The sequence below is a fragment of the Bacillus sp. z50 genome (genome assembly GCF_058313585.1).
Genome location: NZ_JBZFQL010000006.1, coordinates 225,223 through 241,672, shown reverse-complemented (window position 1 = coordinate 241,672; position 16,450 = coordinate 225,223). Strand labels below are relative to the sequence as shown.

Sequence of the window (16,450 nt, the reverse complement as noted above, 5' to 3'; positions counted from 1 at the left end):
GAGTTCAGAGGGAAGGTTGAAAAGATGTTGATGCATGATACGGTTGTTCCGCAGTTTTTGATTCAACGGGCGTATGTGACTCCGGAGCGTACGGCTCTTTCATTTGAGGGAGAGAAGTGGACGTTTAGAGAGTTATATGAAATGGCCCATTTATACGCTCAAAAATTGACGGAGTTGGGTGTTGCGGAAGGTCATGTAATTGGAATTAACATGAAGAATCGGCCGGAGATGGTCTTTACGATACATGCTCTTCTCCTGATTGGCGCCAAAATTGTCCTATTGAATACTCGTTTAACAGATCGGGAAAAAGAGTGGCAATTAGAAGATGCTCAGGCTGATTTTCTCATATCAGAAAACGAAATGTTACTGGATATTTCCGTGCTAAGGCTGGAACAATTAGAGAAGGCTAAGGCAAAGTCATTTGAAGAAAAGAAGAACTTATCGTTTAATCAAACGGCAACTATTATGTACACATCAGGTACGACTGGTAAGCCTAAGGCCGTTCAGCAAACGATGGGAAACCATTATTGGAGTGCGATTGGGTCTGCTCTAAATTTAGGGTTGCGCGATGATGATAAATGGCTTTGCTTTATGCCGCTATTCCATATAAGTGGTTTATCTATCCTTTTAAGATCAGTCATTTATGGGATAGAGACTGTTTTGCAAAGAGGATTCGACCCTGTACAAGCAAATGAAGCTATTTGGAAAGAGAAGATTACGATTTGCTCGGTTGTGACGAATACTTTGACAAGAATGCTTGAAGATTTAGGAGAAAGGACATACCCTGAGGAATTTCGCTGTATGCTGTTAGGGGGCGGCTCAGCACCTATGGCGTTGTTGAAAAAGGCTACGGATAAAAACACACCTGTCTTTCAAACATATGGTATGACAGAAACATGCTCTCAAATCGTCACGCTGGCTCCTGAAGATGCAACGCGAAAACTGGGCTCTGCCGGTAAGCCATTATTGCCATGTGAGATAAAAATTATTGTGGATGGAAGGATTGCTGCAGTTGGTGTACCGGGAGAGATTGCAGTAAAAGGCCCAAATGTAACTCCGGGGTATCTTCATGGAAGGGCACCGGAATCTTTCCAGGATGGCTGGTTTTATACAGGTGATATCGGTTATATCGACGAGGAAGGGTATTTGTTTGTCATTGATAGACGCTCTGATTTAATTATTTCTGGTGGAGAAAACATTTATCCGGCTGAAATAGAATCCGTTTTGATGGAGCATCCTTTCGTAAAAGAAGCGGGAGTCATTGGTCTTAGCGATGATGAATGGGGAGCCGTTCCAGCAGCCGTAATAGTCCCTCTTCCAGCGAGCCATTTACAACAGACAGAGATCATCGAATTTTGTGAATCCAGGCTGGCGCGATATAAAATTCCTAAAAAAGTAGTGATGGGTAAGGAGTTACCCCGTAATGCTTCAAACAAAATAGTGAGAAGAGAGTTAATTAATTTTTTTAGTTAATTCTGAATATTGGGTGTTGGACTTATTCAATTCGGCTATCAAATCCTGTATAATGGAAAAAAAGACATAAGAAGGCGGGGAAGAAATGGCTCGTTCGAAAAAACAATACTTGATTGCTGAGATCTTGTTGCGTCGCGGACTCCCATTATCAGTTATAACCGCAATAACAAATGTGGCAGAAAAAGAAGTTGTCGAATTAGTAAAGAAAAGTTACTAAGGGAAAAGCGCCTGGGTCACAGGGCGCTTTTCTTTATTGATTTATTTCTTCTTCCAGTAAACCTAATTCCAATCCCCGTTTAGCTATAAGCTGGTCTACTTCCTTCGGTAATTCATCAAGGGATCCGAATTCGGTACTCCAATAATTCGTAAAAGAGTCCACGCATATAGGAAATGTTAAGGAATTGGAATTTTGTAAATCCTCGTTAAAATTTCGGAGTATGTGATTGATATCCATTTATGACAGCCTTTCGTTTATAAAAAGTCAGCTGGGCGAAAGGTTTTGCATCCAGTATCGCCACTTTTATAAGCACGTTCCTCTGAATACATATTTACTTGAATTTTTTCTGCTGCACATTTATTCCCTTGTTTCCAAAAGTGGCAGGAATTCACAGAGCATTTAACACCATTTGGCATAAAAATCTCTCCTTTCTTTTGTTAGAATGCTTCTTTTCACCTCTTATATGTAAAGTAAATACAGGAAGAAAAAAGCCCGAATCCAAAAGAATTCGGGCTTTTACGTGATTAATCATTTAAAGCTTTTTGCAGTGAGTCTAAATTATCCTTCGCGATTGAAAAATAATCGCGTTCTGAATCAATATCATCCTGAGTCAGGATAGATAGATTATGAATAGGCAATGCAGTCAAATTAGCCTCTTTTTTAATAATATCCGTTAATTTACTATTTATATTCTGTTCAACTAAAATATATTTAAGTTGATGTTCCTTGGCAGTATCCACTAACTTCTCAAGTGATTTTTGAGTAGGCTCTTCGGATGTAGATATACCGGAGACGCTTATTTGATCTACATCATAACGTTCTTCCCAGTATCCAAACGCAGCATGAGAAACAAGGAATTCATCATGAGGTGCTTCGCTGAATACCTTTGTATATTCTGTATTTAACTCATCGAACTTTTTAGCCAGTGTTTCGTAATTTTCCTCGAAGGCACTTTTTTGTTCAGGCATTTTCTCAATCAGTGTGTCTTTAATATGTTCAGCCATTTCTTTTGCATATAGTGGATCTATCCATAAGTGCGGATCGACTGTACCATGATTATGGCCGTCGTCTTCGTGCTCATGATCTTCATGTTCGTGCTCTTCATGTCCATGAGTATCAAGATTTACTTTTTCACCAATAGCTATCATTTCCACATTTTCGTTTCCCAATGTTTTGGTCACGTTATTTACAAAGCCTTCTAAATTGTATCCAACGTAATAAAATAAATCAGACTCTGCGATATTGATAATATCCTTTTGTGTTGGTTCAAATGTATGTTCATCTACACCTGCCGGATAGATAGAAGATACATTTACATGTTCACCACCTATTTGCTCAGCCATATACTGTAATGGATAAACAGTTGTATAAATAGAAAGCTGGTTTTCATTTTTAGTATCAGCCGTGCTATTATCGCTGTTGCATCCGGAAAGAAAAATAGATGCACCAAGTATGAGTGCGAATATAAATGATATTTTTTTCAATGTAGTATCCTCCTGTTAATCGTATTCATTACGATTTGTTAAGCAAAAATATAAATCGAAAAGATTACGATTTGCATATCTAGTATGATACACGGCTTTTTCTTGTAAATCAAGAGTCTTTTTTTTCTTGTTTTTCAGGTACAGGATCAAACCCGCCGGCATGCAGTGGATGGCATTTAGAGATTCGTTTTATGGTTAGCCAGGTCCCCTTTACTGGTCCGAAACGCTCAATTGCTTCAAGGCCATATTGAGAACATGTTGGATAAAATCTACAACTTGGCGGCTTCATAGGTGAAATGGCCACTTGATAAAAACGGACTAGTTTTAGTAATATTTTTTTCATAATATGAACTTCCTTAATTAGAATGTTTAGATACAACCATATCATAATGCCTGAAAGGGCAAACTTCAAACTTTAGAGATGAAATATTGATGGAGAAAAGGTAAAATTAGTAATAAGTTTAAAAGGAGGTTTTATAATGCCATCTGTTGAAAGTTTTGATTTGGACCATAATGCTGTTAAGGCCCCGTATGTTCGTCATTGTGGTGTTCATAAAGTAGGAAGCGATGGAGTTGTTAACAAATTTGATATTCGTTTCTGCCAGCCAAATAAACAGGCCATGAAGCCAGATGCGATTCACACTTTAGAGCATCTGTTGGCGTTTAATATCAGGAAATATTCTGAGGGTTATTCTCACTTTGATATCATTGATATTTCACCCATGGGATGCCAAACTGGATTTTATTTGGTGGTCAGCGGTGAGCCAACTGTTGAAGAAATCATAGATGTGCTTGATAAAACCATGAAAGAAGCTGTTGAGATAACTGATATTCCCGCGGCTAACGAAAAACAATGCGGTCAAGCCAAGCTTCATGACCTTGAAGGTGCAAAAAAGTTGATGAGATTTTGGCTGACACAAAGCAAAGAAGATTTAAAACAAGTATTTGCATAAACAAAGTCGAATCCCCTTTTTATCTGGGGATTCTTTTTTGCGCTTATTCATGTGGTTCAGATGTGCGAACCTCTTCTTTACCACTCAAATGCGGATTTTGATCTAATGGATCAATAGTGTGCTTGTATTCGTATGCTTTTGTTGTGACAAGTGCAGTAACCCCTATTATTAGGACTATAATAATTGCCCCTATTATAAATATTCCTGTCATCCCCATATGCTTTCCCCCAGTCTTTATGACCTCTATTATATCATTGCTGTTACATAGAAATGACCTATATCTTACCATATCGTTTTTCGGGGTCTCTGTGAATTTATTTAAAAAACTAAAAAAACCTCCTATTTTTAGAAGGTTTCGCTATGTAATCCTATCTTAGTGCAAATATTTTGATACAGGCGGCTGTACATCATCATTTGCAAATCGCTTTTTAAGGCTATCAATTATGTATATCCCCATTAAATTATATAGCTCCCGATCTTCCAGTTCATTAATTAATTGCATAACATCCTTACGATCAAGCTGTTCTAAAACGGCTAAAGCCAAAATATCAATATCTTCATCATCGCCAGTTAGTTTATCTCGATACAATTGGTATAGTTCATCAATGAAATTCACTGCTAAGAACTCCTTTCAATTTTTAGATCACGATTCATATAGTAATTATTTACCCCAACCTTTATAAATGTACTCTACTTATATTGAAAATATTATTGATTCCATCCTTCATGACTATATTTGTTATATTTTTAAGAAAGTGTGTTGTAAAAGTAAGCTTCTAATTGATTTATTCCTTATAAATTATATAAGAGCCAGTTTTGCTATAATTGAAAGAAACAATTAAGAGAGAAGTGTAGAGATAGATGGACATATTTAAGGATATCCATGGAAATAATGTCTATTTTCATGATGAACAAGGTCAATTTGAAAAAGAAGCTCGTCATGTATTCGTCATATGCCGCTATAAAGGGAAATGGGTTCTTACCAACCATTCCAAAAGAGGGCTTGAATTTCCCGGAGGCAAGGTGGAAAACAATGAAACCCCTGTTCAGGCTGCCATACGTGAAGTATATGAGGAAACAGGGGGAGAAGCAAAGCAGTTAATTCCAATTGGCGAGTATAAAGTACTCGACCCAGCGGGTTCCTTTGTTAAAGCAGTATTTTATGCCGAGCTTACTGCCCTTACGAAGAAAGAAGATTATCTGGAAACAGAAGGGCCCGTTTTACTGTCAGAACTGCCACATGATTTTCAAACGAGCACCCAATATAGCTTCATTATGAAGGATCAGGTTGTTTTGAAATGTCTGGATAAAATAAGCCGGTTAAAATTTTTATGATAAGCGGTCGCGGATTAACTTAGCTTCAACAAACTCGACCATTTTATACATAATCGTTGCAAATACAGCTATAACGAGTAATGCCATTAAAACAAGGGTGAAATTAAATACCTGGAATCCATAAATGATTAGATAGCCAAGTCCTTGTGAAGAAACAAGAAATTCTCCAACTATGACACCAACCCAGGCTAAACCAACATTAACCTTTAGTGTCGATATAATGACTGGAAAGGAATACGGCAAGACAGCTTCCTTGAAGATGTGCATGCGGCGAGCATTAAACGTTTCCATTACCTTTATATAATTGGGATCGATTTCCTTGAAGCTCGTGTAGACGACTATAGTCGTAACGATAACTGAGATAATGATTCCATTGGTGATAATGGATATTAATCCAGGGCCCATCGCCACAATAATAATGGGTCCAAGGGCTACCTTAGGCATAGCATTGAAGATGACTAAATAGGGATCCAGGACCTTTGAAAGCATTGGAGACCACCACAAGGCAACAGCTAGCAGTGTCCCTAGTAGAGTGCCTAAAATAAAGCTGATGACTGTTTCGAACAAGGTAAGTCCGAGATGGCTGAGCAAACTGCCATCCTGTATTTTTTCAATCAGCATTTCAACGACATTGGAAGGTGAACTGAACAGGAGGGGATCTATCCAGTAAAAATGGCTGGCTATTTCCCAAAGAGCAAAAAATAAAACAAAGATAACACCCTGATACAGCCATACTTTATGCTGGTTGGTTTTTAATTGTTGGATATAGTTCTTGTGAAGGGTATTAATTTTAAGTTTATTATCCGTCAAGCTGCTCCATCTCCTTCCATATAAGCTGGAACACATCTGAAAAGGCTGGATGATTTCTTGCATTAAATGGGGATAGCCCTTTTAACTCGTTTGGAATATCAAATTCTTTGTGAATTTTTCCTGGTTTTGGAGAGAGGAGGAAGACACGATCACTCATGGCTACTGCTTCTCCTATATCGTGAGTAACTAAAATAGCCGTTTTTTTAAACGATTTTAATGTACTTGATACGATATCTTCAAGCTTTAGTTTGGTTTGTAAATCTAAAGCAGAAAAAGGTTCATCTAAGAGGAGCAGAGTAGGGTTAGTGGCCAAAGTTCTAACTAGGGCAACTCGTTGGCGCATTCCTCCTGATAGCTCCCTTGGAAATTTAGTCAATACATCCTTCAGGCCGATTTCTTCTAATAGTGATATGGTTTGTTCTTCGTGCTTTTGGTCGAGCTGCTTTAATAATTTTAATCCTATCAATATATTTTCTTTAATGGTCTTCCAGGGAAATAAATAATCCTGCTGCAGCATATATCCAATATCCTGGCGATGGATGAGGACATCCTTCCTGTATAGCTTAACACTTCCTTCGGTTGGCTTAAAAAGGCCAGATATAATGGATAGAAGGGTTGTTTTACCGCAGCCGCTTGGGCCAAGGAAGGAGATGAATTCTCCCTCCTCAATACTCATTGATATATTCTCTAAAGCAATTGATGTTTGCGATTTAGATAAATAGAGATGAGATACATTCTCTATCGACAATAAAGGCATAATCCCTGCCTCCTTAGCTCCTATTTTGAAACTTCTTCAGCGATTTCTGTATTTACGAGTGTTTTATGATCGATATAGGAATCGATTTCTCCTGCTTCTTTCATGATATCCTGCAGATTTAACCATTCTTCCTCATCAAGAATTGGATTTAAGGCAAAGGACTCCTGTGACTTGTAACGGTCAATGGCCATTTCAATAATCTCTACGTCTGTATCTTCAAAATATGGGAGAATAGCTTTTGCTACTTCAGCGGAATCTGTTTCTTCAACCCATTTTTGTGCTTTATAAATCGCTTTTGTAAAACGTTTAACGATATCTTCATTTTCCTTCATATAGCTTTCCTTTGCCATGAAGGTGGTGTATGGAACATGGCCGGATTCTTTTCCAAAGGAAGCGACAATATGTCCTTTTCCTTCTTTTTCAAAAACACTTGCCTGAGGTTCGAATAGCTGTACATAATCACCTGTTCCTGATGCAAAGGCATTGGCGACATTGGCAAAATCAATATTTTGAATTAATTTCAAATCCTTTTGAGGATCAATGCTGTGTTTTTTCAGTACAAACTCTCCAACCATTTGTGGCATACCGCCTTTCCTCTGTCCGAGAAATGTACTGCCCTTTAGCATGTTCCAGTTAAATTCCTCTATTTTTTCTCTAGATACAAGAAAAGTTCCATCTGTTTGAGTTAATTGGGCAAAATTAATAACAGGATCTCTTGAATTTTGTCCATGAACATAAATAGAAGTTTCTGAGCCAACAAGCACGATATCAGCTCCGCCTGATAGTAGAGCAGTCATTGTCTTATCACCGCCCCATGCAGTCTGCAGGTCTACATCAAGCCCTTCGTCCTTAAAAAATCCTTTGGCCAGGGCGACATATTCAGGTGCATAAAAAATAGAGCGTGTGACTTCTGCTACTTTGACTTTTGTCAATTCTTCAGTCGACTTATTTTCTTTACAGGCCGATAAACTAAAGATGAGCAGAATGGACAGCATACAGAAGAAGCTGGTTTTAAGATAATATTTCAAGGGAATTTCCTCCTTAGTAGGCAGTATGTATGCCAAAGTGTAGTTAATCGTATTGTATGTGTGGTATATATTTGTGTGAATGCCTATAGAACTTTGTAAAGGAGCCCGGATTATGGATGAAGTAAAATCATCGCTAGGTAGTATCGTAGATAGAAGTCGATATCCATCGCCACATCCGGATATAAATCTATATATTGTCACGTATTTATCGAATGGGTTAAGGGTTAAGGGGCTATTAGCTGAGCCAAAAAAAAATGATGAAATAATGGACGGATTTTTATATTTACGCGGAGGCATTAAAAATGTTGGGAAGGTCCGTCCAGGGCGTATCATTCAATTCGCAAGTCAGGGGTTTGTTGTTTTTGCCCCCTTTTATCGTGGCAACCAGGGTGGAGAAGGAGAGGAAGATTTTGCAGGAGAAGATCGTTGGGATGCTATTGCAGGTTTTGAACTTTTAAAGCAACATCCCAAGGTTAATCCAAAAAAGGTCCATATTTTTGGATTTTCTCGAGGCGGGATTATGGCCTTGTGGACAGCTATATACTGCCAGGACGCTGCTTCACTTGTCACGTGGGGGGGAGTTTCCGATATGGTTCTGACCTACATAGAGAGAATTGATTTAAGAAGAATGCTGAAAAGGGTCATTGGAGGTACGCCAAACAAGGTGCCGGATGAATATAAAGCCCGTACACCCTTGTATGAAATTGAAAAAATACCATGTAATGTTCTAATTATTCATGGCGAGAAGGATAAGAACGTTTCGGTTGAACATGCCAATCTATTAAGAAACAGACTGCAGGATCTCGGCAAGAGCGTCGATGTGTGGTACCTTAAGGACTATACACATTATCTACCTCCTAGAATAAATCGGCAAATCGTCACGGATTTAACGAAATGGATGAAAGAAGCCGCTTCAAATGATACCATTGAAATAAATAAATGAAGCAGGGGAGTGAGAGAATTGGGTATGCCAATGGAATTGAATACTCTTATAGTGACAAAGGCTAATGAAAAAAGGGTTGAGGAAAATCTATTCGTCCTAAAAAAAGAAGGATACCGCCTATATCCAATTGAAATTCCGATTGATATCCGAAAAACTCTGGATGGAGAATCGAGAGGAACGGCACGGATAAAAAAAGTGGAATGGGAAAATAACTGCACAACCATTACATATGAGTTGATTTCTTTAAATTCCAGTAACTAAATTGAATAGAAACTAAAGAAAACAAACCTTCATCCAGAATTACATTGGGCGGTGGGTTTGTTTTTAAATTTAGACAAATAAAATAGTGCCTCAGGAAAGCCATTTCTTTTTGGCTTCCTAAGACACCGCTAGTTCTTTAAAAGGTAATTGGTCCACCTTTAGATTCAATTTCAGAACTGATATTTTTAAATTCCTTGAAATTTTCTCTGAATTTATGTGCAAGCTCATTCGCCTTTTCATAATAGGCTTCTGGATCTTTCCACGTTTTCTGCGGCTGTAAAACTTCATCAGGTACTCCAGGTACGTGTAAAGGAATCGCTAAGCCAAATATTCTGTCTTGTACCGTTTCGATATTGGCTAGTTCTCCTTCCAATGCAGCTTGAATCATCAATCGTGTATAAGAAAGCTTCATGCGGCTACCTGTCCCATACTCTCCTCCAGTCCAACCGGTATTAACCAGATATACCTGAACTTGATGTTCCTCAATATTTTTGCCAAGCATCTCAGCATATTTAGTTGGATGCAATGGTAAGAATGGTGAACCGAAGCAGGTAGAAAACGTAGCCTGTGGTGAAGTGATTCCGAGTTCAGTTCCTGCCAATTTACTCGTATAACCGCTTAGAAAATGATACATTGCCTGTTCTTTGGTTAACTTGCTGATTGGAGGCAGAACACCAAAAGCATCAGCAGTTAAAAAGATGATTGTATTGGGATGGCCCGCTATACTAGGTGTGACGATGTTCTGCATGGCTTCGATAGGGTAAGCTGCCCGGGTATTTTCAGTTAACATTCCATTATCATAGTCAGCAATTCTCGTATCTTCATCTACAACCACATTCTCTAGTACAGAACCAAAGCGTATGGCATTAAAAATTTGAGGCTCTTTTTCCTGTGTGAGATTGATGCATTTTGCGTAACAGCCGCCTTCAATATTAAATACACCATCAGGAGACCAGCCATGTTCGTCATCACCTATAAGGCGGCGATTTGGATCGGCTGATAAAGTAGTCTTTCCAGTGCCGGATAGGCCAAAGAAAAGAGCTACATCTCCCTCGAAACCTACATTTGCTGAACAATGCATAGAGAACACATTTTTCTCAGGCAACAGGTAATTCATGATTGAGAAAATGGATTTTTTCATTTCACCTGCATACTCGGTGCCTCCAATTAAGACGACTTTTTTCTCAAAAGAAATGATGATAAACGTCTCAGATTGTGTACCGTCCACGAGAGGGTTTGCTTTAAAACCTGGTGCTGAGATAATAGTAAACTCAGGAGAATGATTTTCAAGCTCTTCTTTAGTGGGGCGGATAAACAGCTGATGTACAAATAAATTGTGCCAGGCATATTCATTGATTACTTGTATAGGAAGGCGGTAGTCTGTTGCAGCCCCAGCAAACCCATTAAATACAAATAATTCATCTCGTTTTTCGAGGTAATCGATAACTTTATCATATAATTTAGAGAATGCGTCTTCAGATATTGCTTGATTGACGCTTCCCCAGGCTATTTTATCTTTAGTGGCAGCTTCCTCTACAATATATTTATCCTTTGGAGATCTGCCGGTATATTTACCTGTTTCGGCTTTAATCGCTCCAGTAGATGTGAGGATGCCCTCTTTTCTGGTTAATACTTTTTCAACTAATTGTGGCACTGAAAGCTGAATGTGAATATTATCATGAGTAAGTAATTGTTTCAATTCATTGGAAACTCCTACACTGTTCATAAGGTATCATCCTTTTCCAGAATTTTGGTAAGCATATTATATGGAAAATAGTATAACACATTTAATCGATTTATCCATACTAATTGTGTTAATTTTCAAAAATATGGTTTAATATAGTATATAAGAATAATTATTATTGTTTTCATTGGTGAAAGAATAGGGATATTAGTCAATATTGATGGATAAATAATAAAGTATATTTATTTGAATATTCGTAAATTAATTATATCAATATCATAATTGAAATGCGAATTTTAAGTTCTGACTGTACTTCTTTTAGAAAAAGGATGAAGCTAAAGGTTTATCTTAACAATATATTCCTGTTTATTTATTGACAGAAAATGATGGATAAGATATTATATACATTTGATATGGATACTCTTATCAAGACTCGGTGGAGAGACGAGCTCTATGAAGCCGGGGCAACCTGCAGTTTGATTCCTTATAATGGAAATCACGCAAAGGTGCTAACTTGATGCAAGGTTATAATGCCTTGAACGATGAGAGTGAAAGGCAGATTTCTGAGACTCAGACCTTTCCTCTTTTCTTTATAAAGGGGAAAGGTCTTTTTTCGTATAATCAGGAGATAATTAAAGATAATGAGTAGCCATAAACAGGGAAACTGAAGGAGGAAATATACATGTCTAATAAGAGACATTTGTTTACATCAGAATCTGTAACAGAAGGTCATCCGGATAAAATTTGCGATCAGATTTCTGATTCCATTTTGGATGAAATTTTAGCAAAGGATCCAAATGCGAGGGTAGCCTGCGAAACATCTGTTACCACTGGATTAGTTTTAGTAGCGGGAGAAATCACTACTTCTACTTATGTGGATATTCCAAAAATTGTGCGTGACACAATCAAAGGGATCGGTTATACACGTGCTAAATATGGTTTCGATGCAGAAACATGCGCTGTCTTAACCTCTATTGATGAACAATCTGCAGATATCGCCCAAGGTGTAGACCAAGCTTTGGAATCAAGAGAAGGCACGATGTCAGATGAAGAGATTGAAGCTATTGGGGCGGGAGATCAGGGTCTTATGTTCGGTTTTGCCTGCAACGAAACAGAAGAATTAATGCCTCTTCCTATTTCTCTTGCTCACCAATTATCTAGAAAGCTGGCTGAGGTTCGTAAACAAGAAGTTCTTCCATACTTGCGCCCTGATGGAAAAACACAAGTCACAGTGGAATATGATGAAAATAAAAATCCGGTAAGAATTGATACAATCGTTATCTCTACTCAGCATGACGCGGAAACAACACTGGAGCAAATTAAGAAAGACTTAAAAGAACAAGTAATTAAACCGGTTGTTCCTGCTCACCTTATTGATGAACAAACTAAATATTTTATTAACCCAACGGGCCGTTTTGTTATTGGAGGTCCACAAGGGGATGCAGGCTTGACTGGCCGTAAAATCATTGTAGACACGTATGGTGGATACGCACGTCACGGTGGCGGAGCATTCTCTGGTAAAGACGCTACAAAAGTAGACCGTTCTGCTGCCTATGCAGCCAGATACGTAGCTAAAAATATTGTAGCAGCAGGTCTTGCAGATAAAGCGGAAGTTCAGCTGGCTTACGCGATTGGTGTAGCGCAACCAGTATCTATTTCTATTGATACGTTCGGTACAGGGAAAATTGAAGAGGAAAAATTAATTGAATTAGTACGTGCTAACTTTGATCTACGCCCAGCAGGGATCATAAAAATGCTTGATTTAAGACGTCCGATCTATAAACAAACAGCAGCTTACGGACATTTTGGACGCAATGATTTAGATCTTCCTTGGGAGAAAACAGATAAAGTGGAAGTACTGCGTGCGGAAGCTAACATCTAAGATAAACAGCATAAACATTTCTAGAAAGAGGGATAACCCCTCTTTCTTTTTTTGTCTAAATATGGTAATATTAGGAAGTTGTGATATCGGGTATAATGGATCATATTTTGTCGGGACCCTAGCTTATATCTAAAATCTAATCCTTTGATATTTTTAAAGAAAAACAGTCGAAAGTAAAGGTAGTGAGTGAATAATAATGTGTGGATTTGTAGGATGTATGCATGATCACCAGCAAGCGAATCAGGATTCAGAACTAATTAAAAGTATGAATGACTTGATTACGCATAGAGGGCCAGATGACGAGGGGTATTATATAGATGAACATATCCAGCTTGGTTTCAGAAGACTAAGCATCATTGATATTGAATGTGGACATCAGCCCTTAACGTATGAAAATGAACGCTATTGGATTGTTTTTAACGGAGAAATATACAACTACTTGGAATTGAAAGTAGTGCTGGAAAAGGAAGGCATGGCGTTTTCTACAAATTCAGATACTGAAGTAATCCTGGCGGCATTTGTTCAATATGGGGAAAAGGCAGTTGAAATGCTTCGTGGGATGTTTGGGTTCGTGATTTGGGATAAACAGGAGAAATCTGTTTTTGGTGCCCGTGATCCATTTGGGATTAAACCATTTTTTTATAAGGAAGATGGGGATAAGACCTATTTTGCTTCTGAAAAGAAAAGTATTATACACGCTATAGAAAAACAAGAATTGGATCATGTGTCTCTGCAGCATTATCTTACCTTCCAATTTACTCCAGAACCAGCAACGATGACAAAGTATGTGAAAAAATTATTGCCTGGACATTGCTTTACAAAGAAAATTGGAGAACCTATGGAAATCCGCCAATATTGGAAAGCAGAATTTAAACCTATTCTGCGCAGTGAACCAGATTGGATTAAAGAAATTCAAGATGTGATGTATGACAGTATCAGCATGCATATGCGCAGTGATGTACCCGTTGGTTCATTTCTTTCAGGTGGAATTGATTCTACAATCATCGCATCCATAGCTAAAGAATTTCATCCTGGAATTAAAACATTCTCAGTTGGATTTGAACAGAATGGTTTCAGTGAAATTGATGTAGCTAAAGAAACAGCTGACAAGCTTGGGGTAGAGAATATCAGCTATATTATATCGCCGCAGGAATATATGAGGGAACTGCCGAAAATTATGTGGCATATGGATGACCCGTTGGCAGACCCCGCTTGTGTTCCTTTATATTTCGTGGCAAGGGAAGCGCAAAAGCATGTAACGGTTGTTCTGTCAGGTGAAGGAGCGGATGAATTATTCGGAGGATACAATATTTACCGTGAGCCTCAATCCTTAGCCATGTTTAATAAAATTCCTGTACTTATGAAAAGAGCGCTAAAAAGAATTGCTGCCATGATGCCTGAAGGTGTAAAAGGCAAAAGTTTTATAGAGCGCGGCTGTACGCCGATTGAAGAACGCTATCTTGGAAATGCCAAGATGTTTATGGAGGAAGAGAAGGGGCAATTATTCAAATTATATAAATCAAAGCTGGATTATACTACGATAACACATCCGTTCTACGCAGAAACACCCGAATATGATGATGTGAGCAGAATGCAGTATATTGATATTCATACATGGCTGCGCGGAGATATATTAGTAAAAGCTGATAAGATGACGATGGCACATTCTCTTGAGCTTCGAGTGCCATTCCTTGATAAAAAAGTATTTGAGGTGGCATCCGGAATTCCAACTGATTTAAAAACTGCTCATGGAACGACCAAATATATACTTAGAAAAGCTGCAGAGGGAATCATTCCTGACCATGTATTAAATCGTAAGAAACTTGGTTTTCCAGTCCCTATCCGTCATTGGTTAAAAAATGAAATGTATGAATGGGCGATTACAATAATAAAAGAAAGCCAAACAGATCATTTGCTGGATAAGCAAGTCATTATGAATCTGTTCAATAATCATGTTACAGGTAAAGCGGATAATAGCCGTAAACTATGGACTGTATTGGTATTTATGATATGGTACTCTGTATATGTCGAAGAAAAATATCCTTTCCAGGCATTAGCTGAAAAGGATATGATAAGTGACCCAATCCATTAATCTTTATAGGTTATAGCCTGTTTTCCCATTTGCACCCACGCTTTTTCAAAATCAGCGGAGGGTGCTTTTTTATTTTTAATTCCTGTTAAGGGATCGTTAAAATAAATATAATGCTGATCATATCCCGTCACTACGACAGAATGCTCCTTATAAGTAATCGATATTTTCCCATTTGGTGTTTTCCAAGTATGGAAATAGGATGGATCCAGTTTTTCATAGGCTGTATTTATGATAACCCAGACGGGCCGATTGGTTGAGAGATACTTTTTGATTTGGTTGAAATCTCCATTGGTAAAATCGATTATTTTGCCAGGCATATAATGCTCAGCAAGTTTTTTTATAGGCTTATGATACACTCCGAGGCCAGGTTTATTAGTTGAATACATATCTCCAATAAATCCATCATTAGGATCACCGTAATGGATTTCACCATTTATTTTTTTTATTTTAGCTGGATTTTTTTTTATTTGCTGGGCAAGTTTTAATTTATCAGCATCCAATCCGGAATATTGAAGAAGCATAGCCAGGCTGGTTACTTCACACCCTCTTGGGAGCTCGGGCTGCTGTTTAACGATCGGCACATCAAGAAGTACTTTATCTTTGGCAGGAGGTTTTGCAGGTCGATTATCTTTGGTAATAGAAGTTGTTAAGCTTACTGACTTATCAATCATATTATTAATTTGATGAGCAAAGGAGTAATTTGAGTTATAGACCTTCCAGCCTGTATACAGGAAAGTGCCTATCAAAGAGATAACAATCAAAATAGATAGTGGCTGATATTGACGCCATAGGACCAAAATGATTGAAATGATACTAAATAACATGAAAATCAAAATGAAAGTATTCATAATCCTACTCCTGAAATTGATTTTAAAAAGGTGTATCATTTATAGCTAAATAATAAAGGGAATGGGTATACAATAAAGAGTATACCCTAATGAGGAATGATAATTAGTTATTCTCTTTTAAAGGTTGTATACTTGAATAATAGCGTGCTTTTTCTGCGTATTCCTTATTTATTCTTTCCATGTCTTTACGATCATCATCTGTTAATTCACGAATTACTTTAGCAGGTCTGCCGAAAGCGAGTGTGTTTGGTGGGATTTTTTTACCTTGAGATACTAAACTGCCTGCACCGATGAAGGCACCTTCTCCTATTTCAGCTCCGTCAAGAATAATGGAGCCCATCCCAATCAAAGCATTTTTCTTCACATGGCAACTATGGAGAATGACTTGATGGCCTATCGTTACATTATCTTCCAGGACTAATGGGTTGTTGGGACTTTGATGGAGGACTGAGTTATCTTGAATATTAACATTTTTACCGATAATCACAGGAGCGACATCACCTCTAATGACTGTGTTAAACCAAACACTTGAATTTTCACCGATTGTGACATCACCACTGATAACTACATGATCCGCTAAATAAGCAGTTTGATCGATGGAAGGAATTTTATCTATATATTGATATAATTTCATTACAAAACCTCCGTTTTCTACTGTAAAATAGATAGTTAATAAAAGTGTA

General features: G+C 37.9%; 20 protein-coding genes and 1 riboswitch. Of the genes, 8 read left to right on the top strand and 12 right to left on the bottom strand.

Annotated features, from left to right (window positions below; translation table 11 throughout):
- Window positions 1-30: 30 nt before the first annotated feature.
- Window positions 31-1,473, top strand: a complete 1,443-nt coding sequence (locus tag AC4G3N_RS16640; protein ID WP_491090721.1) for an o-succinylbenzoate--CoA ligase — start codon at window positions 31-33, stop codon at window positions 1,471-1,473.
- 85 nt (window positions 1,474-1,558) lie between these two features.
- Window positions 1,559-1,690, top strand: a complete 132-nt coding sequence (locus AC4G3N_RS16635) for a hypothetical protein (protein ID WP_257469186.1) — start codon at window positions 1,559-1,561, stop codon at window positions 1,688-1,690.
- A gap of 33 nt (window positions 1,691-1,723) precedes the next feature.
- Here AC4G3N_RS16635 and AC4G3N_RS16630 read toward each other — a convergent pair whose 3' ends face one another.
- The 4 genes from AC4G3N_RS16630 to yidD form a co-directional block, all read right to left on the bottom strand.
- On the bottom strand, window positions 1,724-1,927 hold the full coding sequence (locus AC4G3N_RS16630; RefSeq protein ID WP_066109205.1) for a hypothetical protein: 204 nt from the start codon (window positions 1,925-1,927) through the stop codon (window positions 1,724-1,726).
- Window positions 1,928-1,944: 17 nt separating this feature from the next.
- Window positions 1,945-2,106, bottom strand: a complete 162-nt coding sequence (locus AC4G3N_RS16625; RefSeq protein WP_077248189.1) for a DUF1540 domain-containing protein — start codon at window positions 2,104-2,106, stop codon at window positions 1,945-1,947.
- Between the two features lie 108 nt (window positions 2,107-2,214).
- Window positions 2,215-3,174: a metal ABC transporter solute-binding protein, Zn/Mn family gene (locus AC4G3N_RS16620; protein WP_066109202.1), complete on the bottom strand. Its 960-nt coding sequence runs from the start codon at window positions 3,172-3,174 to the stop codon at window positions 2,215-2,217.
- Window positions 3,175-3,283: 109 nt separating this feature from the next.
- Window positions 3,284-3,517: a membrane protein insertion efficiency factor YidD gene (gene yidD / locus AC4G3N_RS16615; RefSeq protein WP_066109201.1), complete on the bottom strand. Its 234-nt coding sequence runs from the start codon at window positions 3,515-3,517 to the stop codon at window positions 3,284-3,286.
- A gap of 136 nt (window positions 3,518-3,653) precedes the next feature.
- Between yidD and AC4G3N_RS16610 the strand changes: the two genes are divergently transcribed.
- Window positions 3,654-4,127, top strand: coding sequence for an S-ribosylhomocysteine lyase (locus tag AC4G3N_RS16610; RefSeq protein ID WP_066109199.1), 474 nt, complete (start codon window positions 3,654-3,656; stop codon window positions 4,125-4,127).
- 43 nt (window positions 4,128-4,170) lie between these two features.
- Here the strand turns inward: AC4G3N_RS16610 and ytzI are convergent, their stop codons facing one another.
- On the bottom strand, window positions 4,171-4,344 hold the full coding sequence (gene ytzI, locus AC4G3N_RS16605; protein ID WP_139063879.1) for a YtzI protein: 174 nt from the start codon (window positions 4,342-4,344) through the stop codon (window positions 4,171-4,173).
- A 156-nt stretch (window positions 4,345-4,500) separates the two neighbouring features.
- Entirely contained in the window at window positions 4,501-4,743 is a 243-nt protein-coding gene (locus AC4G3N_RS16600) for a DUF6154 family protein (RefSeq protein WP_066109196.1), read from the bottom strand.
- A 245-nt stretch (window positions 4,744-4,988) separates the two neighbouring features.
- Between AC4G3N_RS16600 and ytkD the strand changes: the two genes are divergently transcribed.
- Window positions 4,989-5,462: an RNA deprotection pyrophosphohydrolase gene (gene ytkD / locus AC4G3N_RS16595; protein WP_066109192.1), complete on the top strand. Its 474-nt coding sequence runs from the start codon at window positions 4,989-4,991 to the stop codon at window positions 5,460-5,462.
- Here the strand turns inward: ytkD and AC4G3N_RS16590 are convergent.
- From AC4G3N_RS16590 to AC4G3N_RS16580, 3 genes are read right to left on the bottom strand one after another with little or no spacing between them, the layout of a single operon-like run.
- The gene (locus AC4G3N_RS16590) at window positions 5,457-6,272 is read right to left on the bottom strand and encodes an ABC transporter permease (protein WP_066109189.1); all 816 of its coding nucleotides are present in this window, start codon (window positions 6,270-6,272) and stop codon (window positions 5,457-5,459) included. The two genes, ytkD and AC4G3N_RS16590, sit on opposite strands and share 6 nt — an antisense overlap.
- Window positions 6,262-7,029 (bottom strand): ABC transporter ATP-binding protein, encoded by a 768-nt coding sequence (locus AC4G3N_RS16585; protein WP_491090699.1) that lies wholly within the window; start codon window positions 7,027-7,029, stop codon window positions 6,262-6,264. The genes AC4G3N_RS16590 and AC4G3N_RS16585 overlap by 11 nt, the downstream gene beginning before the upstream one ends.
- Before the next feature lie 20 nt (window positions 7,030-7,049).
- A complete protein-coding gene (locus tag AC4G3N_RS16580) occupies window positions 7,050-8,057 on the bottom strand; it encodes an ABC transporter substrate-binding protein (protein ID WP_373925505.1) in 1,008 nt (335 codons plus the stop codon).
- Window positions 8,058-8,169: 112 nt separating this feature from the next.
- Here AC4G3N_RS16580 and AC4G3N_RS16575 point away from each other — a divergent pair, with 112 nt between their 5' ends.
- Both AC4G3N_RS16575 and AC4G3N_RS16570 read left to right on the top strand, forming a co-directional pair.
- Window positions 8,170-9,000: an alpha/beta hydrolase family protein gene (locus AC4G3N_RS16575; RefSeq protein ID WP_066109183.1), complete on the top strand. Its 831-nt coding sequence runs from the start codon at window positions 8,170-8,172 to the stop codon at window positions 8,998-9,000.
- Between the two features lie 18 nt (window positions 9,001-9,018).
- Window positions 9,019-9,261 (top strand): DUF2584 domain-containing protein, encoded by a 243-nt coding sequence (locus AC4G3N_RS16570; RefSeq protein WP_066109181.1) that lies wholly within the window; start codon window positions 9,019-9,021, stop codon window positions 9,259-9,261.
- Between the two features lie 136 nt (window positions 9,262-9,397).
- Here the strand turns inward: AC4G3N_RS16570 and pckA are convergent, their stop codons facing one another.
- Window positions 9,398-10,987: a phosphoenolpyruvate carboxykinase (ATP) gene (gene pckA / locus AC4G3N_RS16565; RefSeq protein WP_139892774.1), complete on the bottom strand. Its 1,590-nt coding sequence runs from the start codon at window positions 10,985-10,987 to the stop codon at window positions 9,398-9,400.
- A 378-nt stretch (window positions 10,988-11,365) separates the two neighbouring features.
- Window positions 11,366-11,494, top strand: a riboswitch (SAM riboswitch).
- A 133-nt stretch (window positions 11,495-11,627) separates the two neighbouring features.
- Between pckA and metK the strand changes: the two genes are divergently transcribed.
- Window positions 11,628-12,827, top strand: a complete 1,200-nt coding sequence (gene metK, locus AC4G3N_RS16560; protein ID WP_066109177.1) for a methionine adenosyltransferase — start codon at window positions 11,628-11,630, stop codon at window positions 12,825-12,827.
- Between the two features lie 196 nt (window positions 12,828-13,023).
- Window positions 13,024-14,919: an asparagine synthase (glutamine-hydrolyzing) gene (asnB, locus tag AC4G3N_RS16555; protein ID WP_491090694.1), complete on the top strand. Its 1,896-nt coding sequence runs from the start codon at window positions 13,024-13,026 to the stop codon at window positions 14,917-14,919.
- Here the strand turns inward: asnB and AC4G3N_RS16550 are convergent.
- Both AC4G3N_RS16550 and AC4G3N_RS16545 read right to left on the bottom strand, forming a co-directional pair.
- The gene (locus AC4G3N_RS16550; RefSeq protein WP_077248188.1) at window positions 14,916-15,767 is read right to left on the bottom strand and encodes a C39 family peptidase; all 852 of its coding nucleotides are present in this window, start codon (window positions 15,765-15,767) and stop codon (window positions 14,916-14,918) included. The genes asnB and AC4G3N_RS16550 overlap by 4 nt on opposite strands.
- Window positions 15,768-15,870: 103 nt before the next feature.
- Entirely contained in the window at window positions 15,871-16,401 is a 531-nt protein-coding gene (locus AC4G3N_RS16545) for a gamma carbonic anhydrase (RefSeq protein ID WP_066109168.1), read from the bottom strand.
- Window positions 16,402-16,450 lie beyond the last annotated feature (49 nt).